This window comes from Brevundimonas sp. SH203 (genome assembly GCF_002157625.1).
GTDB lineage: Bacteria > Pseudomonadota > Alphaproteobacteria > Caulobacterales > Caulobacteraceae > Brevundimonas.
The window spans coordinates 1-18,450 of sequence record NZ_BDMM01000001.1 but is presented as its reverse complement, the minus strand read 5'-3'; the positions used below and the strand labels follow the sequence as shown (position 1 = coordinate 18,450).

The window sequence follows — 18,450 nt, the reverse complement described above, 5'->3', positions numbered from 1 at the left end:
CGGACGGGTCACAACAGGGTGACGCACAGGTCGTTTCGCCATCTCGCGGCCTCCAGTTCTTGCGGCTCGTCGTAGCGGCGGGCGAACGCCAACTTTCGATCCGTTTCATCGGCCGAAGACAGTCTGGGCTTAACCGCGTCGTATTTTGCGGCGTAGTCCTGCAGCAGCCCGCCTTGAACCGCGCGAGACCTGTCGAGGTCGGCGCCGCCCCGTTTCCCCGCATATTCCCGAGCGACGGCTCGACCGGCCGCAAGACAGTCCAGCCAGGTTTCCGCATTGACGATGCGTCGCGGCGACCACCGCGTCTCGTGACGATCCTGAAGCGTCCTGCTGGTCGCATCCCAGGCGAAATAGCGTGTCGGACAAGCCGGCGCGTTCTGACACAAGGCCTCGTCCCGTAGGCCGAATTGAGCAGGCGCGTTCAGCCCCAGTTCGACGACATAGTTCGGGTTCTGCTCCGTCAGGGCCGTCGTCCAGCCGTCATCGACGCTGACGATCACGGTGACGCCCAGCACAGGCATGGCGAGCGCCTCGTCCACCGGCGAATGGCATCCGATATATCGGGAGCCGACGATCCAGTCTCGTCGGCCGTCGCCGTTCAGATCGGGGCTTGTGACCGCCGGATAGTCTGCCCCATCGACCTGACCTCCGGCGGCATGGCACAGCGCCTCTCGCCGGTCGATCTCGGCCTGAACCGCTGCCGGATAGGGTTCGGGCTCGACCGGCTGGAACAAAGGCCCGATCAGATAGCCCTCGCCCTCCCGGTTGAACGCCTCCTCCAACCGCCCCGTCGCCTCATTCCAGGCGAAGCGGCGCAGGCACGGATCGGAGGCCGTCGCGTCGCAGTTGGCGCCGTGAATGTCGATGTCCAGGACGGCGGGAGAACCGGGTGTCAGGCGCCAGTCCTGAACCTGTTCGCTGAAGGCCAGGATGTGCCACCCTTCCCGCGCGACCCAAAGCTCCCTGGTGCATCCGCCCGATCCGCACCATCCCGTATCGCCGGTCTTTTCGTAGTCGATGACCCAGTCGTCTCCCGAAGGGCTGACGGATGTTCTGGACGCCAGCCGCGCCACGGCGGCGGGATCGTTCGGTTCCTGCATCTCCGCCAGCGACCGCTGAACCGCCTGGGCCACGTCCTTGGGCAGTTCCGTCCAGGCCCCGAGAAGAAGCGACAGTCCCAGGCCGACCCCGCCCCGCCGCGACATCCGTCCCCCGATGTGGACGCTCACTTGCCTCGCCCCGATGCGGTTTCGCCGACGCCGTCGACCGGCGGACGCCCGATCGCAAAGCCCCCGGCGCGAACGTCGGCCATGGCTGCGACCGCCTCGGCGTCGCCGGCCTCGGCGGCGCGGTTCCACCAATAGATCGCGTCTTCCTCTCGCTCGGGCACGCCCAGCCCTTCGTTATAGAGGTCGCCAAGCAGCTTCTGCGCCTTCGCGTCGCCCCTGACGGCGCCTTTTCTCACGATGGCCGCCCCGGCCGCCTCGTCCTTGGGATAGCCGCGCCCCTGAACCAGCAACAGGCCGTAGTTCCGCATGGAGTCCGCATCGCCGCCCTCGGCGCCCTGTTTCAGCAGGCGATAGCCTTCGGCCTCCGTCCCGCCGCCGCGCCCCGAGAGATAGAGCCCGGCCAGCAGTCCCTGTGATCCCGGCTCGCCCTGCTCGGCGGCGGCCTTCAGGTATCGCACCGCCCGCGCGTCGTCCTGGGGCACGGTATGGCCCATGACATAGAGCGTCCCGAGAAACGCCTGGGCGGTCATCTCGCCCGCATCGGCGGCCGCGATCAGAAGCGGCACGGCGACCTCGGGCTGATCGGACCACAGGCCGAAGGCGTATTGCGCCTGACCGAAGCTGTCGCCCGCGTCCGCGGCCCTCTTCAACCACCGCTGCCCCTCGGCGGCGTCCGCGGCCCCGCCGATGCCCTCCTTCAGAAAGAATCCGTAGTTGGCCTGGCTTCTGGCGTGCCCCAGTCGCGCGGCCTGACCGAAGAAGCGACGCGCCGCCGCATCGTCGCGCGGCGCCCCCTCGAAGCCGGTGTAATAGATCCGCGCCAGATTATAGGCGGCGCCCCCGTCGCCGTTCTGCGCGGCGGCGTTCAGGCGCGCCAGCATCTGCGCCGTCGTTTCCTCGACCCTGAAGGTGAAGGTGTAGCTGTCGACCACGCTCTGCGGGCCGCCGCCGGGGCCGCTCGCCCCGCCGGCCCAGTTCGGCGCCGCCGTCGATGATCCGCTCCCTGCCGCCATCCCGGAGTTTGGCCCCTGGCGGGCGGCGGTGGCGGTGTTCTGTTGCTGGGCCAGACTGCGATCAGCGCTGGCCTGATCGGCCCGCGCCGCCTCCTGGCGCATCGTGGCCATCTGCCGTTGACGGTTCGCCTCATCGCTCTGCGGATCGGCCACCGCCGCCCCGACGCCGAGCGCCAACGCCAGTCCGCACGCCAGTCCCAATCGCATCGTCATCATCTCGTCCTCCCGATGGCGGGCAGGATGAGCCGGTCAAACGGACACGTCGTCTGACGATTGTCGTCAGCCGCCAGATCGGCGGCGTCGCCGGGAGCGTCTCGTCAAAGGCGCCGCCCCGCCCTGTCCGCCCAGTCGCCTCAGATAGCCGTCATTGACGAAGGTGCCGAGGGGAACGAAGGCCGCCAGGGTGGTTCGCAGCCATCCCACGACGCTCGCGCGGCTGACGATCAGGGCCGGCGCCATCGCCAGCAGATAGGCGATGAAGGCCACGCCATGCGCCATGCCCGTGGTCGGAATCAGGGCGGGATAGCCCGCCAGATATTTCAGAGGCATGGCGACGAAGAACAGCAGGATCGTCGTCACGCCTTCGATCAGCGCCACAATGCGAAACACGCCCATCATGTCGAACAGTCCTTTTCCATCACATCGCGGCCGCCTGGCGGGGAGCGGCCTGTCCGGCGACGCCGCCGCCGAGCGCGCGATAGAGCTGGACGCTGGCGCTGGCCTGGGCCGCGCGCAGATCGACCAGGGCCAGTCGGGCCGCATAGAGCTGGCGCTGGGCGTCCAGCAACTCCAGCCGACTGTCGACTCCGGCGCGGAACCGCAGGTCCGACAGGTCGGAACGCCGCTTGGCGGCCGTCACGGCGCCGTCCTGGGCGTCGATCTGGCGCGCAAAGGTGGCGCGCGCCGCCAGTCCGTCCGCCACCTCGCGGAAGGCCGTCTGCACCGTCTTTTCATAGGCGGCGACGGCCTTGTCGCTGCGGATCTCCGCAATGTCGAACTCGCCCTTCAGGCGGCCGCCCTGGAAGATGGGCAGGGTGATCCGGGGCGTGAACGACCAGGTGTCGCTGGCCCCCTTGAACAGGTCTCCCAGATCGCCGCTGGTGAAGCCCAGCAGGCCGGTGAGCGAGATGCGCGGGAAGAAGGCCGCGCGCGCCGCCGTGACATCGGCGTTGGCCGCCGCCAACTGATGTTCCGCCTGGCGAATGTCGGGACGGCGTTCCAGCAGTTCGGCGGGAACCCCGGCCGGAAGCTCGGTCAGCACCGGACGGTCTTCCAGCAGCATCGGCGCGGGCAGATCGGTCGGCAGGGGCGCGCCGACGGCCAGGACCAGGGCGTTCTCGGCCACCTGTCGCGCCCGGATCGCGGCCTCGCGGTCCGCCTCGGCCGTCCTGACCTGGCCCTCGGCCTGCGCCACCTCCAGACCGCTGCTCTGGCCCGCCGCGCGCAACTGCTCGGCCAGACGCAGCGACGCCTGCCAGTCCTGTAGCGTGGCCTCGGTCAGGCGCAGCCGCTCGTCCGCCGCGCGTTCGGCCAGATAGGCCTCGGCGACCGTGGAGATCACCACGATGCGGGCGGCGTCGCGGCCTTCCTCGGCGGCCAGCCAGGTTTCGAAGGCGCTGCGCGACTGGGCGCGCAGGCGGCCGAACAGATCGAGTTCGAACGCGGTCAGCGCCAGTCCGGCCGAATACTGCGACTGGGTCGTCGCCCCGGCGCCCTGCGCGCTGTTGGCGCTGGCCCGTCCGCGCGTCATGTCCGCATTGGAGTCCACCTGCGGAAGCTGATCGGCGCGCCGCACCCGCAACTGGGCGCGGGCCTCCTCGGCGTCCAGCACGGCGAGACGCAGATCGCGACTGTCGACCAGGGCCAGCGAGACCAGACGCTGAAGCCGCCCGTCCCGCAGCACGTCCTGCCAGGCCGCATCCGCCGCATTGGTTGCGTCAGCGGGCGAAGCCAGCGGATAGCGGGCCGCCACCACATCATTCGCAGGCGTTTTCGGCGTCGTCTGGCACGCGGCGGCGGACAGGACCGTCGCGATCACGGCCAGGGTCGTTGGCGCTTTCATATCCTCAGCCCTCCTTGGCATTCTTGAACGACCGCGGCTTCAGCCGTCCCATGCGCTGGGCGATCTGGCTGATCGCGGTCAGGGTGAAGACGAAGAAGACCGGCACGAAGAAGATCGCCAGCACCGTCGCCGTGACCATCCCGCCGAACACGCCGGTGCCGATGGCGTGCTGGGTGGCGGCGCTGGCCCCGCTGGCGATCATCAGCGGCACGACGCCAAGGGTGAAGGCCAGGGACGTCATGATGATCGGGCGCAGGCGCAGACGCGCCGCCTCGATGGTCGCCGGGACCAAAGCCATCCCCTGCGCCTGAAGCGTCCGGGCGAACTCCACGATCAGGATGGCGTTCTTGGCGGACAGGCCGATCAGGGTGATCAGCCCCACCTTGAAGAAGACGTCGTTGGGCAGATCGCGCAGCAGCACGGCCAGCACCGCCCCGATCAGGCCCAGCGGCACCACCATCATCACCGACAACGGAATGGACCAGCTTTCGTACAGCGCCGCCAGCACCAGGAAGACGACCAGCATCGACAGGCCCAGCAGCATCGGCGCCTGGCTTCCGCTTTCCTTTTCCTGAAGCGACTGGCCGGTCCAGGCGACGGCGTAGCCTGCGGGCAGTTGTTTGACCAAACTCTCCATCTCGGTCATCGCTTGGCCGCTGGACACGCCCGCCGCCGCGCCGCCGCTGATGCGGACCGCCGGATAGCCGTTGTAGCGAACCACCTGCTGCGGGCTGGAGGTCCAGACCGGGGTCACGACCTCTGACAGCGACACCATGCGGCCTGCGGCGTTGCGGACATAGAGGCCCAGAACGTCCGAGACCTGCATCCGCGCGGGCGCATCCGCCTGGACGATGACCTGTTGCAGCCGTCCGTTATTCGGGAAGTCGTTGACGTAGGACGACCCCAGGGCGGCCGAGATGGTGTTGCTGATCGCCTCGAACGACACGCCCAGCGCCTCCGCCTTCTGACGGTCGATCTTCAGCTCGACGCTGGCGCCGGGCGGCAAGCCTTCGGGATAGACCCCGGCCAATTTGGGATTGGCGGCGGCCAGCGCCAGCAGCTTGTTCTGCGCCTCCAGCAGTTGCTCGGCGCTTTGCCCCGCAAGGGCCTGCAGACGCATGGCGAAGCCGGACGAGGTTCCCAGCGAGTCGATCGCGGGCGGGTTCAGCGTCATGACCGAGCCGTCGGTGACGCCGCTCATGGCCTCGGTCGCGGCCGCGACTTCGCCCTGCGCCGTCGCGCCGTCGCGCTTCTTCCAGTCGACCAGATTGGTGAAGATCATGGCCGCGTTCGACCCCGACCCGCCGAATCCGAAGCCCATGATGGAGAAGCTGTCGCTGACGCCCGGGCGTTCGCGCAAGTGCGCCTCGAACTGCTTGACCACATCCAGCGTCCGGGCGCCGGTCGCATCGGCCGGCAGGGTGATCGAGGTGATCAGGCTGCCCTGATCCTCGTCCGGCAGAAAGGCCGAGGGGATTTTGGTGAAGGCGAAGGCCATCACCCCGACCAGCACGACGAAGACCGCCATCGCCCGCCCGGTGCGTTTCAGCAGACGGGTGACGGACGCCGAATAGCCCTGGGTGAACCGCTCGAACTGGCGATTGAACCAGCCGAAGAAGCCCTTCTTGTCGTGATGACCGGGGGCGATCGGCTTCAGGATTGTGGCGCATAGCGCAGGCGTCAAGGACAGGGCCAGGAAGGCCGAGAACAGGATGGACACGGCCATCGAGACGGTGAACTGGCGATAGATGGCCCCCACCGACCCCGACGCCATGGCCATGGGCAGGAAGACCGCGCACAGAACCAGGGTGATGCCGATCACCGGGCTGGTGATCTCGGTCATCGCCTTCTTGGTGGCTTCCTTGGGCGAAAGGCCCTCGGACGCCATGATCCGTTCGACGTTCTCGACCACGACGATGGCGTCGTCGACGATGATGCCGATGGCCAGCACCATGCCGAACATGGTCAGCACATTGATCGAGAATCCCGTCACCAGCATGAAGGCCAGCGTGCCCAGCAGGGCGATAGGCGCCACGATCGCGGGAATGATCGTGTAGCGGACGTTCTGCAGGAACAGGAACATCACCAGGAAGACCAGGATCATGGCCTCGATCAGGGTGTGAACCACCTTCTCGATGGACACTTTCACGAAGGGCGCGGTGTCATAGGGCACGACATAGGTCATGCCGGAAGGCAAGGCCGTCGCCAGTTCGTCCATGCGGGCGCGGACGCCGGCGGCGGTCTTCACCGCATTGGCGCCGGGCGACATCTGGATGGCGATGCCGCTGGCCGGCTTGCCGTCCTGATAGGTCGAAAAGGCGTAGGTCTGCGGCCCAAGCTCGACGCGCGCGACATCGCCCAGCGTCAGGCGCGAGCCGTCGGTTCCGGCGCGCAGGGTGATCGCACGAAACTGATCGGGCGTCGTCAGCTGGCCCGTGGCGGTCAGGGGAATGGTCACGGTCTGGCCCGCGACGGTCGGATCGGCGCCGGTCCGGCCCGGCGCGATGGGCATGTTCTGCGCGGCGATGGCGTTGGTCACATCGCTGATGCCGATATTGTAGGCCGCCAGCTTCTGGGGATCGACCCAGACGCGCATGGCGTATTCCGACCCGAAGTTCTGAACCCGGCCGACGCCCGGCACGCGCTTCAGCTCCTCGACCACATTGCGGCTCATATAGTCGCCGAGCTGTTCCGCGTTGAATTTACCGCCTTCCGAGATCAGGGCGATCATCATCAGGAAGCCCGAATCGGCGGCCTCGACGGTGACGCCGCTCTGGCGCACCACCTGCGGCAGGCGCGGCTCCACGCTCTTGAGCCGGTTCTGGACGTCGATCTGCGCCAGCTCCGGGTTGGTGCCGGGGCGGAAGGTCGCCGTGATGCTGGCGATGCCCGAAGTGTCGCTGGAGCTTTCGAAATAGAGCAGGTTCTTGACGCTCGACATCTCGCGCTCGATGGGCGCGATGACGCTGTCGATCATCGTCTGCGGCGTCGCCCCCGGATAGTTGGCGTAGATGCTGATGCTGGGCGGCGCGACATCGGGGAAGCGCGCGATCGGCAGTTTCGGCAGGGCCAGCAGCCCCGCCAGAATGATGAAGATGGCCACGACCCATGCGAAGATGGGACGCTGGATGAAGAACTGGGGCATCGCGTCTCTCCCGGATCAGGTCGCAGGGGCGGACGAAGCCGCCGGGGCCGGGGCCTTCCACGGCTTAGCCACGACCGGCTGGTTCGGCTGGACCCGATCCTGGCCCTCGACGATCACGCGCTCGCCCGCCTTCAGGCCGGACAGCACGACGTACCGGCCCTCGATCACGTCTCCCAGTTGGACGGGACGAGAGACGGCCTTGCCGTCCGCGCCCAAGACCATGACGCTGGCCTCGGCGCCGTTCCGCACCACCGCCTGTTGCGGGATGCGCGGCAGGACCTGTTCGGCCCCGCGCGGCAGGCGGGCGCGAACGAACATGCCCGGCAGCAGCCGTTGCGCGGCGTTGTCGACCAGAACCCGAACCGTCACGTCTCCCGTCGTCGGATCGACGCTGAGGTCCGAGAACAGCATCCGCCCGGTCATTCCCGTCGGCTTGCCCTCGCTGTCCAGAATGTCGACGGCGCTGGACCCCTGCCCCGCTCCGCGCAAGGCCTCCAGCCGCGACGCCGGCTGGCGCACGTCCACATAGACCCGGTCGATCTGATGAATGGTGGCCAGGGCCGCTGCGTCGGCCGTTCCGACCAATGCGCCTTCGGTGATGGTTGAAGCGCCGATACGGCCCGAGATCGGCGCTGTCACGGTGGCGAAACCGACGTCCAGACGACGACGCGCCAGCGCCGCCTGACTGGCGGCGACATCGGCCTGGGCCTGCGCCAGCTCGGCGGCGGCGTTGTCATAGGTCTGGCGGCTGACCGCGTCCGCCGCCAGAAGCGGCTCCAGTCGGGCGACCTGAAGACGCGCGCGGTCGCGCACGGCCACGGCGCGTTGCAGGGCGGCGGACGCCGTGTCCGCCTCGGCGCGGAACGGCGCGGCATTGATCTGGAACAGCGGTTGCCCCGCCCGCACGACCGCGCCCTCGGTGAACAGCTTGCGCTGCACGATGCCGCCGACCTGGGCGCGGATTTCCGCCGTTCGGAAGGCCACCACACGCCCCGGCAGACTATCCGAGAACTGCACCGGCCCGGTTTCGACCGTGGCGACGGCGACGGTCGTCGGCGTCGGCGCCGCCTGCTCCGGCTGGGCGCCGCACGCAGCCAGCAGGACAAGCACCGTCCCGCCGATCAGCAGGTTTCTGTGCGAATGGCGCACCATGTCATCGTCTCCGAAGAATCCGCCGGGTGGCTGAGGCGCGGCTGATCGCACCACCGCATGGGATTTGCGTTGCGACTTCATGGAGGCTGCGTGGATACGAAGCGCCAGGACTGGACGCCCCCGCCTGCCTCGCCCCATCTTGCCCTTCACGGAGACAGAATGAGCGCCTTGATACTGATCGCTGAGGACGAGCCGGACATCGCCGCCGTGCTCGACGCCTATCTCATCAGAGAGGGCTTCAGAACCGTGCGCGCGGGCGACGGCCAGACCGCGCTGGACCTGCATCTGGCGCTCAAGCCCGACCTGGTGCTGCTCGACGTTCGCATGCCCAAACGCACGGGATGGGAGGTGCTGAGCGAAATCCGTCGGCGCGGCGACACCCCCGTCATGATGATCACGGCCCTGGATCAGGACATCGACAAGCTTCAGGCCCTGCGAGTCGGGGCCGACGATTATGTCATCAAGCCCTTCAACGCCGCCGAGGTCGCGGCCCGCGCCCACGTCATCCTGCGTCGCAGCCACGGTGCGGGCGACAGTCGTGTTCTGCGCGTCGGGCCGCTGGAAATCGACCTGGAAAGCCATCTGGCGACGATCAGGACAGGAACCGACGAACAGCGCCTGAACCTGACCCTGACCGAGTTCCGCATCCTGGCCTTCATGGCGCGCCAGCCCATGCGCGTCTTCACGCGCGGCGAACTGGTCGACGCCTGCCTGTCCGGTCAGGACGTCTTGGAACGCACCGTCGACAGTCATCTCAGCAAGCTTCGCAAGAAGCTGGACGAGGCCGGCGCGGCCCAGCTTCTCACCGGCATCCGGGGCGTCGGCTATCGGCTGGAAAGCCCGCGATGAAACCGCCCTCCGGCCTCGGCCGAAACATCGCCATCTATATGTCGGTCGTGACGACGCTGGGCCTGTGCCTCTCCACGGTCGGCAGCTATTTCATCTACGGCTGGCTGCTCACCAAACACCCGGACTATTTCGGCTCGTCCGCCTGGTCGCTACAGCCTTTCGACATTCTGGTGACGCTCGGCTTCATCCTGCTGTCCGTCGCCCTGTCGGTGGTTGCGGCGGTGCAGTTGTCAAAGCGCATCGCGCGGCCCCTGTCCTCGCTGGCGCTCGCCGCGCGCCAGATCAAGGGCGGCGACCTGACCGCCCGCGCCTCGGCCGACGACCGCTCGCTGGGCGAGGCCACCGAGATGGTCGAGAACTTCAACGCCATGGCCGAGCGGCTGGAGAGCGTCGCCGAGAGTCTGGCGACCTGGAACGCCTCCATCGCCCACGAACTGCGCACCCCCGTCACCATTCTGCTGGGCCGGCTTCAGGGGGTGGCGGACGGTCTTTTCGAGCTGGACGACGCCCTTCTGGCCAGCCTGATCAAACAGATCGAGGGGCTGGCGCGCCTGATCGAGGACCTTCGCGTCGTCAGCCTGGCTGACAGCGGCCATCTTCACCTGCGCTTCGAAGCCGTGGACATGGCCGAGGTGGTGGGCGACCTGCGCAGCGCCATGGACCCGGCCCTGAATGAGGCGGGTTTCCGCATCCTCTGGTCGCTGAACCGCCTGCCCGCCGAGTGTGATCCGTTCCGGGTGCGCCAGGCCGTCCTCGCCCTGATCGACAACGCCCGCAAACACGCCACCCCCGGCCTGCTGCGCGTCTCGGTCGAACCGCGCGAGGGGCGAGCCGCCATCGCCGTCTCCGACGTCGGCCCCGGCCTGTCGCCGGCCGCGGCCCAGAAGCTTTTCGAACCCTTCACCCGCGGCGACACCGGCGGCGAAGGCTCGGGCCTGGGCCTGTCCGTCGTTCGCGCCGTCGCCGACGCCCACGGCGGCGAACTGAGATGCCGCCTGAACGCCCACGGCGGCTCCACCTTCGAACTGGTGCTCCCCGTCGCCCCGGCCGATCAACCCCGCCGGTGAACGCCGGTGAAGCCGAGTGGGTCGGCCACAGCTTCCGCGCCTCTCGACGTCTTACCCCTTGCGTCCGCGCGTCTGGACGTTAGGAACCGGCTCCCCCTTTCAGGAGCGCGGCCATGACGGCGAAACCGATGACCATCGGCATCGACTTCGGCACGACCAATACGGTCGTGGCCTTGAGCGATGGGGACGGGGTGGCGCATCTGGCGACCTTCGATGCGGTGGAGGGGCGCACGACCACCTTCCGGTCGGCGCTCAGCTTCCAGACTCATCCGGGCGTGGACGGCCAGCCGCCCGAACGGGTGGTCGAGGCCGGTCCCTGGGCCATCGCGGCCTATGTCGAGGACCCGCTGGAGACCCGCTTCATCCAGTCGTTCAAGACCTTCGCCGCCAGCGCCGCCTTCACCGAGACCCGCATCGACAACCGGCGCTACGCCTTCGAGGATCTGCTGGCGGCCTTTCTGCTGCGGTTGCGCCACCATGCGGGCGAGGCGCTTGACGTCATGCCGCCGGCGGTGATCGTCGGCCGCCCCGTCACCTTCGCGGGCGGCAATCCCGACGAGGCCCTGGCGCTGGGTCGCTATCAGACGGCGTTCCAGCGGCTGGGCTTCACCGACATCCGCTACGCGCACGAGCCGGTCGGCGCGGCCTTCTATTTCGCGCGCCAGCTGACCCAGGACGCCACGGTCCTGGTCGCCGACTTCGGCGGCGGCACCAGCGACTTCTCCATCATCCGGTTCGAGCGGACGGACGACGGCTTGCGTTCGACACCCCTGGCCCGGTCGGGCGTGGGCGTGGCCGGCGACGCCTTCGACTATCGGATCATCGACCAGCTGGTGTCGCCGGAACTGGGCAAGGGCGGACTCTACAGCTCGGTGGGCAAACAGCTGCCGATCCCGCAACGCTACTATTCCGCCTTCGCGCGCTGGGACCAGTTGGCCCTTCTGCGCGCGTCGCGGGATATGCGCGACATCCGGGCGCTGGCCCGCACGGCGCTGGAGCCGGAGAAGATCGAACGGCTGATCGAGGTTCTGGACGACAACCACGGCCACGACCTGTATCGCGCCGTCTCAACCCTGAAGATGGCCCTGTCCGCCAGCGAGACGGCGACCTTCCGCTTCCACGCCGGCGACGTCCACATCGAAAAGCCGGTCGCGCGCGCCGAGTTCGAGGGCTGGATCGCGCCGGAACTGGCCGCCATCGAAGGGGCGGTGGATCAGGCGATGGCGCGCGCAGGGCTGGCGCCGGACGGCATCGACCGCGTCTTCCTGACCGGCGGCACCTCCTTCGTGCCGGCGGTGCGCGCCATCTTCCAGACCCGTTTCGGCCAGGACCGGATCGAGACCGGCGGCGAGTTCGAATCCATCGCCGCCGGCCTGGCCCTGATCGGGCGCGAACCCGACCTGGACCTGTGGAGTGAAAAGGTCGGCTAGATCGAAAGCGAACCCGCTTTCATCGTCATTCCGGGGCGTCCACAGGACGAACCCGGAACCCAGGAGGACATCGCCGACGCCTGACGCGGCAAGAGCCGTGACGCGCCCCTGGGTTCCGGGTTCTTCGCTGCGCTCAGCCCCGGAATGACGGCGTCCTCGGCTAGAATCCTTGGGCCCGCGCCATGCGTTCGGCGTGGAATCCGGCGTCGCCCAGCAGTTCGTTCAGCACCCGCACCCGCTTCATGAACAGGCCGACGTCGAACTCGTCGGTCATGCCGACGCCGCCGTGCATCTGGACCGCCTCCTGCACCGCCAGTTCGGCGACGCGGCCGGCCTTGGCCTTGGCGATGGAGGCGGCCAGCGAGGCGGTGTCGCGCCCCTCGTCGATGGCCAGTTGCGCCCCCATGGTCGCCGCCCGCGCCAGTTCCAGCTCGGAAAACAGGTGCGCCGCCCGGTGCTGCAGCGCCTGGAACTCGCCGATCAGTTTGCCGAACTGTTTGCGGGTCCGCAGGTATTCCATCGTGATCTTGAACGCCTGATCGCCCGCCCCGGTCAGGGTGGATGCCGCACAAGCCCGGCCCAGGGTCAGGGCGCCGTCCAGCAGCGCCTCCCCCTGCCCCACGTCGCCGATCACCGCATCGGCGTCGACCGCCACGTCGCTCAGGGTGATGCGGGCCGCATTGTGGGCGTCCACCATGGCCGTGCGCTCGACCGTGACGCCCGGCATCGCCGGATCGACCAGGAACAGGGTCACGCCCTCTTCGGCCCTGGCGACCACGATCAGGGCGTCCGCCACATGGCCGTCCAGCACGAAACCCTTGGCGCCGTTCAACCGGAAGCCGTTGCCCGCCCGTTCGGCCCGCGTCGCGATGCGCGACGGCGCGTGTTTGGCGCCCTCGTCCACGGCCAGGGCCAGGATCGCCTCGCCCGCCGCGATCCGGGGCAGCCAGGTCTGCTGCGCCTCCGATCCGCCCTCGATCAGCACCTTGGCCGACAGGACCGACGATCCCATGAAGGGCGACGGCGTCAGGGTCCGCCCCAGGCTTTCGGCGATCACCCCGGCCTCGACGGCGCCCAGCCCCATGCCGCCCATCGCCTCGGGGATGATGACGCCGGCGAAACCCATCTCGCCGAACGACCGCCACAGGCCGCGCGACACGCCGTCGGGATCGCGCTCGTCCCGCAGCTTTCGCAGATGGGAAATGGGCGCCTGTTCGTTCAGGAAGCCGTCGGCGGCGTCCTGCAACATCGTCTGTTCTTCGGTCAGGATCAGCGGCATTGTCCCTATTCCTTCATCGTCATCCTCGGACTTGATCCGAGGATCGGGTGTCGAGCGAGTTGTGCGTCAAATTCATCGCACGAGCGGCGGCGCGTCCGGTCCTCGGGTCGAGCCCGAGGATGACGGGCGCGGGAAGCATCACGCTCCCGGCAGTTGCAGCAGGTGTTTGGCGATGATGTTCAGTTGAACCTCGCTGGTCCCGCCCTCGATGGAGTTGGCCTTGGTCCTCAGCCAGTCGCGCGCCGTCTTGCCGTCGTGCGACCGCTCGCCTTCCCATTCCAGCGCGTCCGCGCCGCCCGCCGCCATCAGCAGTTCGTGCCGCCGCTTGTTCAGCTCCGACCCATAGTATTTCAGCATGGAGGCGATGGCCGGATGCGCCTGTTTGGCCTTCACCTGATCGCCGACCCGTTCCATCGCCAGGCGGAAGGCGGCGGCGTCGATCTCCATCTCGGCGATGCGGGCGCGCAACATCGGCTCGTCCAGCCGTCCGTCGTCGTCCGCCCCGATGGCGTCCAGCGCCACCTGCCCGACCGGCCGACCGCCCCCGACCTCGCCCATGGCGCCGATCATGGTCCGCTCGTGCGCCAGCAGGTGTTTGGCCACGTCCCAGCCCCGGTTCAGCGTCCCGACCAGGTTTTCCTTCTCCACCCGCACGTCGTCGAAGAAAGTCTCGCAGAACGGCGACTTGCCGCTGATCAGGGTGATCGGCCGCGTCGTCACGCCCGGCGTCCTCATGTCGAACAGGACGAAGCTGATGCCCAGATGTTTCGGCGCCTCGGGGTCCGTCCGCACCAGGCAGAATATCCAGTCGGCCTTGTCGGCGTAGGAGGTCCAGATCTTCTGGCCGTTGACGATCCAGTGGTCTCCCCGGTCCTCGGCCCGCGTCTGGATCGCGGCAAGGTCCGACCCCGCCCCCGGCTCGGAATAGCCCTGGCACCAGCGCACCTCGCCGCGCACGATCTCGGGCAGAAACCGCTGCTTCTGTTCCTCCGTGCCGAAGGCCAGCAGCGCGGGGCCCAGCATCCAGACGCCGAAACTGTTCAGGGCCGGTTGCGCCTTGATCCGCCGCAGTTCCGAGGCCAGCACCTTGGCCTCTTCGCGGCTCAGCCCCCCGCCGCCATACTCCTTGGGCCATTCGGGCGCCGTCCAGCCCCGCGCGCCCATCCGCTCCATCCACAGCTTATGCTCCGGCGTCTTGAACGTGGGGTTCCGCCCGCCCCAGATCATCTCGTCGTCGGCCAGCGGCCCGCGACATTCGGCCGGGCAGTTGTCCGCCAGCCAGGCGCGCGTCTCGGCGCGGAACGGCTCCAGATCGCTCATCCGTCATCTCCCAAATCGTCCGCCGCTGACGGTCGGGCCGCCGCGAATGGATCATTGGAAGTGACCTTATCTTCGAAATCGCCGCCTTTGAAAGCGAAACCTGAATGCTGATCACTTAGCTGACGTAACGTCAGATCAGCCCATGTCCCTTGGGCAGTTCGGCATAGCGGTGGACGCGCGTGGCCATCACCAGGCCAAAGCCGATCATGACGGTCAGCATCACCGTGCCGCCATAGGACAGCAGCGGCATCGGCACCCCCACCACGGGCGCCAGCCCCATCACCATCGCCCCGTTGATCAGCACGTACAGGGCGAAGGTCGCCGTCACCCCCGAGGCCGCCAATCGCCCGAAGTGACTGTGCGACAGGGATGCGATCCTCAACGAGATCAGGATGATGGCGGCATAGCAGGCCAACAGGGTGAAGGTGCCCACGAAGCCGAACTCCTCGGCGAAGGCGGCGAAGATGAAGTCGGTCTGACGTTCGGGCAGGAACTCCAGCTGGCTCTGGCTGCCCAGGCCGAAGCCGCGCCCCAGCGGCCCGCCCGATCCCATGGCGATCTTGGACTGCACGATCTGATAGCCCTTGTCCGCCATATCGGCCTCGGGGCTCAGGAAGGTCAGCACGCGGTGGCGCTGATAGTCGTGCATCCCGAACATCACATAGGGCGGCACCAGCACCGCCGCCGCCACGATCAGCGGCACGATGATTCGCCAGCTCAGCCCCGCCACGAACATCATCGCCGCCCCGGTCATGCCGATCAGCATGGCCGAGCCCAGGTCAGGCTGGTGCGCGACCAGCAGGAACGGCAGGCCGATGATCCCGACGGGGAAGATCAGCTTCCAGTGGAAACTCGCCTCCTTGGCCGTCGCGCCGTGATACCAGCGGGCCAGGGCCAGCACGACGCCGATCTTCATGATCTCCGACGGCTGGATGCGGGTGAACCCCAGGTCCAGCCAGCGGGTGGCCCCCAGGGCGTGATACCCCAGCGGCGTCTCCACCAGCGCCAACAGGAACAGCGCCAGCCCATAGATCGGATAGGCCAGGGCGAACCAGTAGCGGATGCTGATCAGCGACAGCGCCAGCATCAGCGCCAGGCACATGCCGAAACGGATCAGGTGTTTGGCCGCCCACGGCGACCACGATCCGCCCGCCACCGAATACAGCATCATCGCCCCGGTGCCGGCGACCACGCACAACAGGGCCGTCAGCCGCCAGTCGATCTGGCCCAGCTTGGTCGAGACGCGCTCGCGCTCTCCCGGTCGCGACAGGGCGGATGCGGTCATCGGCCGGGCTCGGACAGATAGGGGCGCGGGCCGCCGGTCGGGCCGGTGGCCGCGCGGGTCGGCTCGGGCGCGGCGACCACGTCCGGCTCGGGGGCGGCGCCGACCACCCCGTCCTCGACCATGGCGTCGCCGGTGGGTTCGGGCGGCAGGGGCCGTTCGATACGCGCGCGCATGTCCGGGTCCTTCAGCAGGACGGTGCGCATCACTTCGCGCGCGCGCGGCGCGCCGGCGGTGGCCCCGCCCTTGCCGCCATGCTCGACGATCACCGCCACGGCGTATCGCGGCGCGTCCACCGGGGCGAAGGCGACGAACAGATTGTGGTCCTTCAGCGCCCAGATGTCGCTCTTGCGCGATCCGGTGCCATAGTTGCGGACCTGGGCCGTGCCGGTCTTGCCGGCCATCTGGATGTCGCCCAGCCCCAGCTGGCTCTGGCGATAGGCCGTGCCGGACCGGTCGTTGGCCACCGCGATCATGCCCTGACGGACATATTCGACGTGGGCGGGATCGAAGGGCAGGTCGGGCGCCTCGGCCCCGCTGGGCTGTTCGACGCCGCCGATCGACTTGATCAGGCGCGGCTGAAGCTGCTTCTTGCCGTTGGCCAGGCGCGAGGTCATGACCGCCAGCTGAAGCGCATTCACGGTGATGGCCCCCTGTCCGATGGCCACCGAGGTCGTCTCGCCCGGATGCCAGACGGGATCGCGCGGGAAGGTGCGCGCCTTCCATTCGGTGGACGGCAACAGGCCCTTGCGCTGGTTGCCGACGCCGATGTCGAACTCATGTTCGAAGCCCAGCGCCAGTCCGGCCTTGCGGATATTGTCCACGCCCGCGCGGTTGCACATGGCGTAGAAATAGACGTCGCACGAGTTCTTGATCGCGTTGTGCATGTTCTGCACCCCGTGACGGCCCCAGCAGCGCTGCACCCGGTTGCCGGTGCGATAGGCGCCGGTGCAGACCACGGTGTTGTTCGGATCGACCCCCGCCTCCAGCAGCGCCAGCGCCGTCGTCGGCTTGAACGTCGATCCCGGCGGGAAGGTGCCATTCAGCGTCTTGTCCAGCAGAGGCTTGCGCTCATAGTCGGCCAGCGCGCGATAGGTCTTGCTCGGCACCCCGCCGACGAACAGGTTCGGATCGAACGACGGCGCCGACATCATGCACAGGATGTCGCCGTTGCGGACGTCCATCACGACGCAGGCCCCGGACTCGTCGCCGAACACCTCCAGCGCCCGGTTCTGAACGTCGGCGTCCAGCGTCAGCACGACCTCCTTGCCGGGCACGGCCGGACGCGAGCCGCCGATGTCTTCGGCGACCACCCGGCCGCGCGCATCGACCTCGACCCGATTGCCGCCCGGCTCGCCGCGCAGCGACAGGTCCAGCGCCTTCTCCACGCCCTGACGACCGATGCGGAAGCTAGGGTTGAACAGCAGCGGCGGCGGCTGCTGGCCCTTGTCGCGCAACGCCTTGACGTCCCGGTCCGACACCTTGGCCACATAGCCGACGACGTGGGCGAAGGCCCCCCCAAACGGATAGTAGCGGGCCTCGTTCATATCGACCATCACGCCGGGCAGTTCGTTGGCGTACTGATTGACCTTGGCGAACTCTTCCCAGGTCAGGTCGCTCTTGACCGGCACGGGATTGAACTTGGACGCCGCATTGACGTCGCGGATGATGGCCCGGCGCCGCTCCAGCGTGTCAGGCAGCACCTGGCCCAGCAGGTCCAGCGTCTCGTCCAGATCCTTGGTCTCGTCGCGCACGACCAGCACGCGGAAGCTGGGCCGGTTGCCGGCGATGACGACGCCGTTGCGGTCCTTGATCAGGCCGCGCGGCGGCGGGACCATGCGGAAGTTGAACTGGTTCTGCGACGATAGCGCCGCATACTCCTGCGCCTGCACGACCTGCAGCTGACCCAGCCGCCCGATCAGGGCCGCGATCCCCAGCGCCGTGGCGCCGCCCACGATGAAGGTGCGCCGCAGGAAGGAGCCCTGCCGCTCGTTGACGTCTTCGAAGAAGATGGAAGGTTCGCCGCTCATCGGAACCGGATATCCCCGTCGTCGAACCGCTCCAGCATCCAGTTGGCCACGGGATACAGCATCAGCGTCGGCGCGATCTGCGCGATCAGCGGCAACAGGGCCGGCGCGCTGGCCGCCCGCACCGCCACGATCATATAGGCCAGGGCGAAGGCGCCCAGGGTGCAGGCGGCATAGGCGCCGAACCGGATCAGCCCCTCATGCCCCGCCATCAGGTTGCGCGACATCAGGACCGTGAAATAGACCGCCATCAGGCACAGCGCCCACAGGCCCAGCGGCGCGTTCCAGAACAGGTCCAGAAACAGGCCCACGACGAACAGCACCGCCGGCGCCGTCATCGACGGCCGGATTAGCGGCCAGGCGAAGGCCAGGATCATGGGAACGACCGGCTCGGGCAGATGCAGGCCGAACACCTGCACCGGCGTCGCCAGGACGACGGTGGCGGCGATGGCGGCCAGGGCCGGATAGACGATCCATTGCAGGGGCCCGACGACGCGAACCGCGACCGGCCGTCTCACAGCGCGCCCCCTGGCGCGGGCGCGGGCGCCGGCGTGGGTTGGCTGGGCGCCGGCGTCGGCGCCGGCGTCGTGCGCGC

At 68.3% G+C, this 18,450-nt stretch carries 14 protein-coding genes; 3 read left to right on the top strand and 11 right to left on the bottom strand.

The window, feature by feature from the left end; all coding sequences use genetic code 11:
• Positions 1 to 8: 8 nt before the first annotated feature.
• The 6 genes from SH203_RS00070 to SH203_RS00045 form a co-directional block, all read right to left on the bottom strand.
• On the bottom strand, positions 9 to 1,229 hold the full coding sequence (locus tag SH203_RS00070; RefSeq protein ID WP_143275642.1) for a hypothetical protein: 1,221 nt from the start codon (positions 1,227 to 1,229) through the stop codon (positions 9 to 11).
• On the bottom strand, positions 1,226 to 2,455 hold the full coding sequence (locus SH203_RS00065; RefSeq protein ID WP_159457508.1) for an SEL1-like repeat protein: 1,230 nt from the start codon (positions 2,453 to 2,455) through the stop codon (positions 1,226 to 1,228). The genes SH203_RS00070 and SH203_RS00065 overlap by 4 nt, the downstream gene beginning before the upstream one ends.
• Positions 2,456 to 2,521: 66 nt before the next feature.
• On the bottom strand, positions 2,522 to 2,860 hold the full coding sequence (locus SH203_RS00060; RefSeq protein WP_087118855.1) for a DUF3817 domain-containing protein: 339 nt from the start codon (positions 2,858 to 2,860) through the stop codon (positions 2,522 to 2,524).
• A gap of 19 nt (positions 2,861 to 2,879) precedes the next feature.
• Positions 2,880 to 4,304, bottom strand: a complete 1,425-nt coding sequence (locus SH203_RS00055) for an efflux transporter outer membrane subunit (protein WP_087118854.1) — start codon at positions 4,302 to 4,304, stop codon at positions 2,880 to 2,882.
• Positions 4,305 to 4,308: 4 nt separating this feature from the next.
• The gene (locus SH203_RS00050) at positions 4,309 to 7,449 is read right to left on the bottom strand and encodes an efflux RND transporter permease subunit (RefSeq protein ID WP_087118853.1); all 3,141 of its coding nucleotides are present in this window, start codon (positions 7,447 to 7,449) and stop codon (positions 4,309 to 4,311) included.
• 15 nt (positions 7,450 to 7,464) lie between these two features.
• On the bottom strand, positions 7,465 to 8,601 hold the full coding sequence (locus SH203_RS00045) for an efflux RND transporter periplasmic adaptor subunit (RefSeq protein ID WP_087118852.1): 1,137 nt from the start codon (positions 8,599 to 8,601) through the stop codon (positions 7,465 to 7,467).
• A gap of 159 nt (positions 8,602 to 8,760) precedes the next feature.
• Here SH203_RS00045 and SH203_RS00040 point away from each other — a divergent pair, with 159 nt between their 5' ends.
• From SH203_RS00040 to SH203_RS00030, 3 genes are all read left to right on the top strand, one after another.
• Positions 8,761 to 9,450 carry a response regulator gene (locus SH203_RS00040; RefSeq protein WP_087118851.1) on the top strand — a complete coding sequence of 230 codons (690 nt, stop codon included), beginning with the start codon at positions 8,761 to 8,763 and terminating at the stop codon, positions 9,448 to 9,450.
• Positions 9,447 to 10,517 carry an ATP-binding protein gene (locus SH203_RS00035; protein ID WP_087118850.1) on the top strand — a complete coding sequence of 357 codons (1,071 nt, stop codon included), beginning with the start codon at positions 9,447 to 9,449 and terminating at the stop codon, positions 10,515 to 10,517. The genes SH203_RS00040 and SH203_RS00035 overlap by 4 nt, the downstream gene beginning before the upstream one ends.
• A 113-nt stretch (positions 10,518 to 10,630) precedes the next feature.
• Positions 10,631 to 11,947 (top strand): Hsp70 family protein, encoded by a 1,317-nt coding sequence (locus SH203_RS00030; protein ID WP_087118849.1) that lies wholly within the window; start codon positions 10,631 to 10,633, stop codon positions 11,945 to 11,947.
• 160 nt (positions 11,948 to 12,107) lie between these two features.
• Here SH203_RS00030 and SH203_RS00025 read toward each other — a convergent pair whose 3' ends face one another.
• From SH203_RS00025 to SH203_RS00005, 5 genes are all read right to left on the bottom strand, one after another.
• A complete protein-coding gene (locus SH203_RS00025; RefSeq protein ID WP_087118848.1) occupies positions 12,108 to 13,226 on the bottom strand; it encodes an acyl-CoA dehydrogenase family protein in 1,119 nt (372 codons plus the stop codon).
• Positions 13,227 to 13,364: 138 nt separating this feature from the next.
• Positions 13,365 to 14,546: an acyl-CoA dehydrogenase family protein gene (locus SH203_RS00020; RefSeq protein ID WP_087118847.1), complete on the bottom strand. Its 1,182-nt coding sequence runs from the start codon at positions 14,544 to 14,546 to the stop codon at positions 13,365 to 13,367.
• Positions 14,547 to 14,676: 130 nt separating this feature from the next.
• Positions 14,677 to 15,831: a rod shape-determining protein RodA gene (gene rodA / locus SH203_RS00015; protein WP_087118846.1), complete on the bottom strand. Its 1,155-nt coding sequence runs from the start codon at positions 15,829 to 15,831 to the stop codon at positions 14,677 to 14,679.
• On the bottom strand, positions 15,828 to 17,858 hold the full coding sequence (mrdA, locus tag SH203_RS00010; RefSeq protein WP_087118845.1) for a penicillin-binding protein 2: 2,031 nt from the start codon (positions 17,856 to 17,858) through the stop codon (positions 15,828 to 15,830). Before mrdA ends, rodA begins: the two co-directional genes overlap by 4 nt.
• A partial coding sequence (locus SH203_RS00005) for a hypothetical protein (protein WP_234989314.1) occupies positions 17,855 to 18,450 on the bottom strand: 596 nt, incomplete at its 5' end. The genes mrdA and SH203_RS00005, both read right to left, overlap by 4 nt.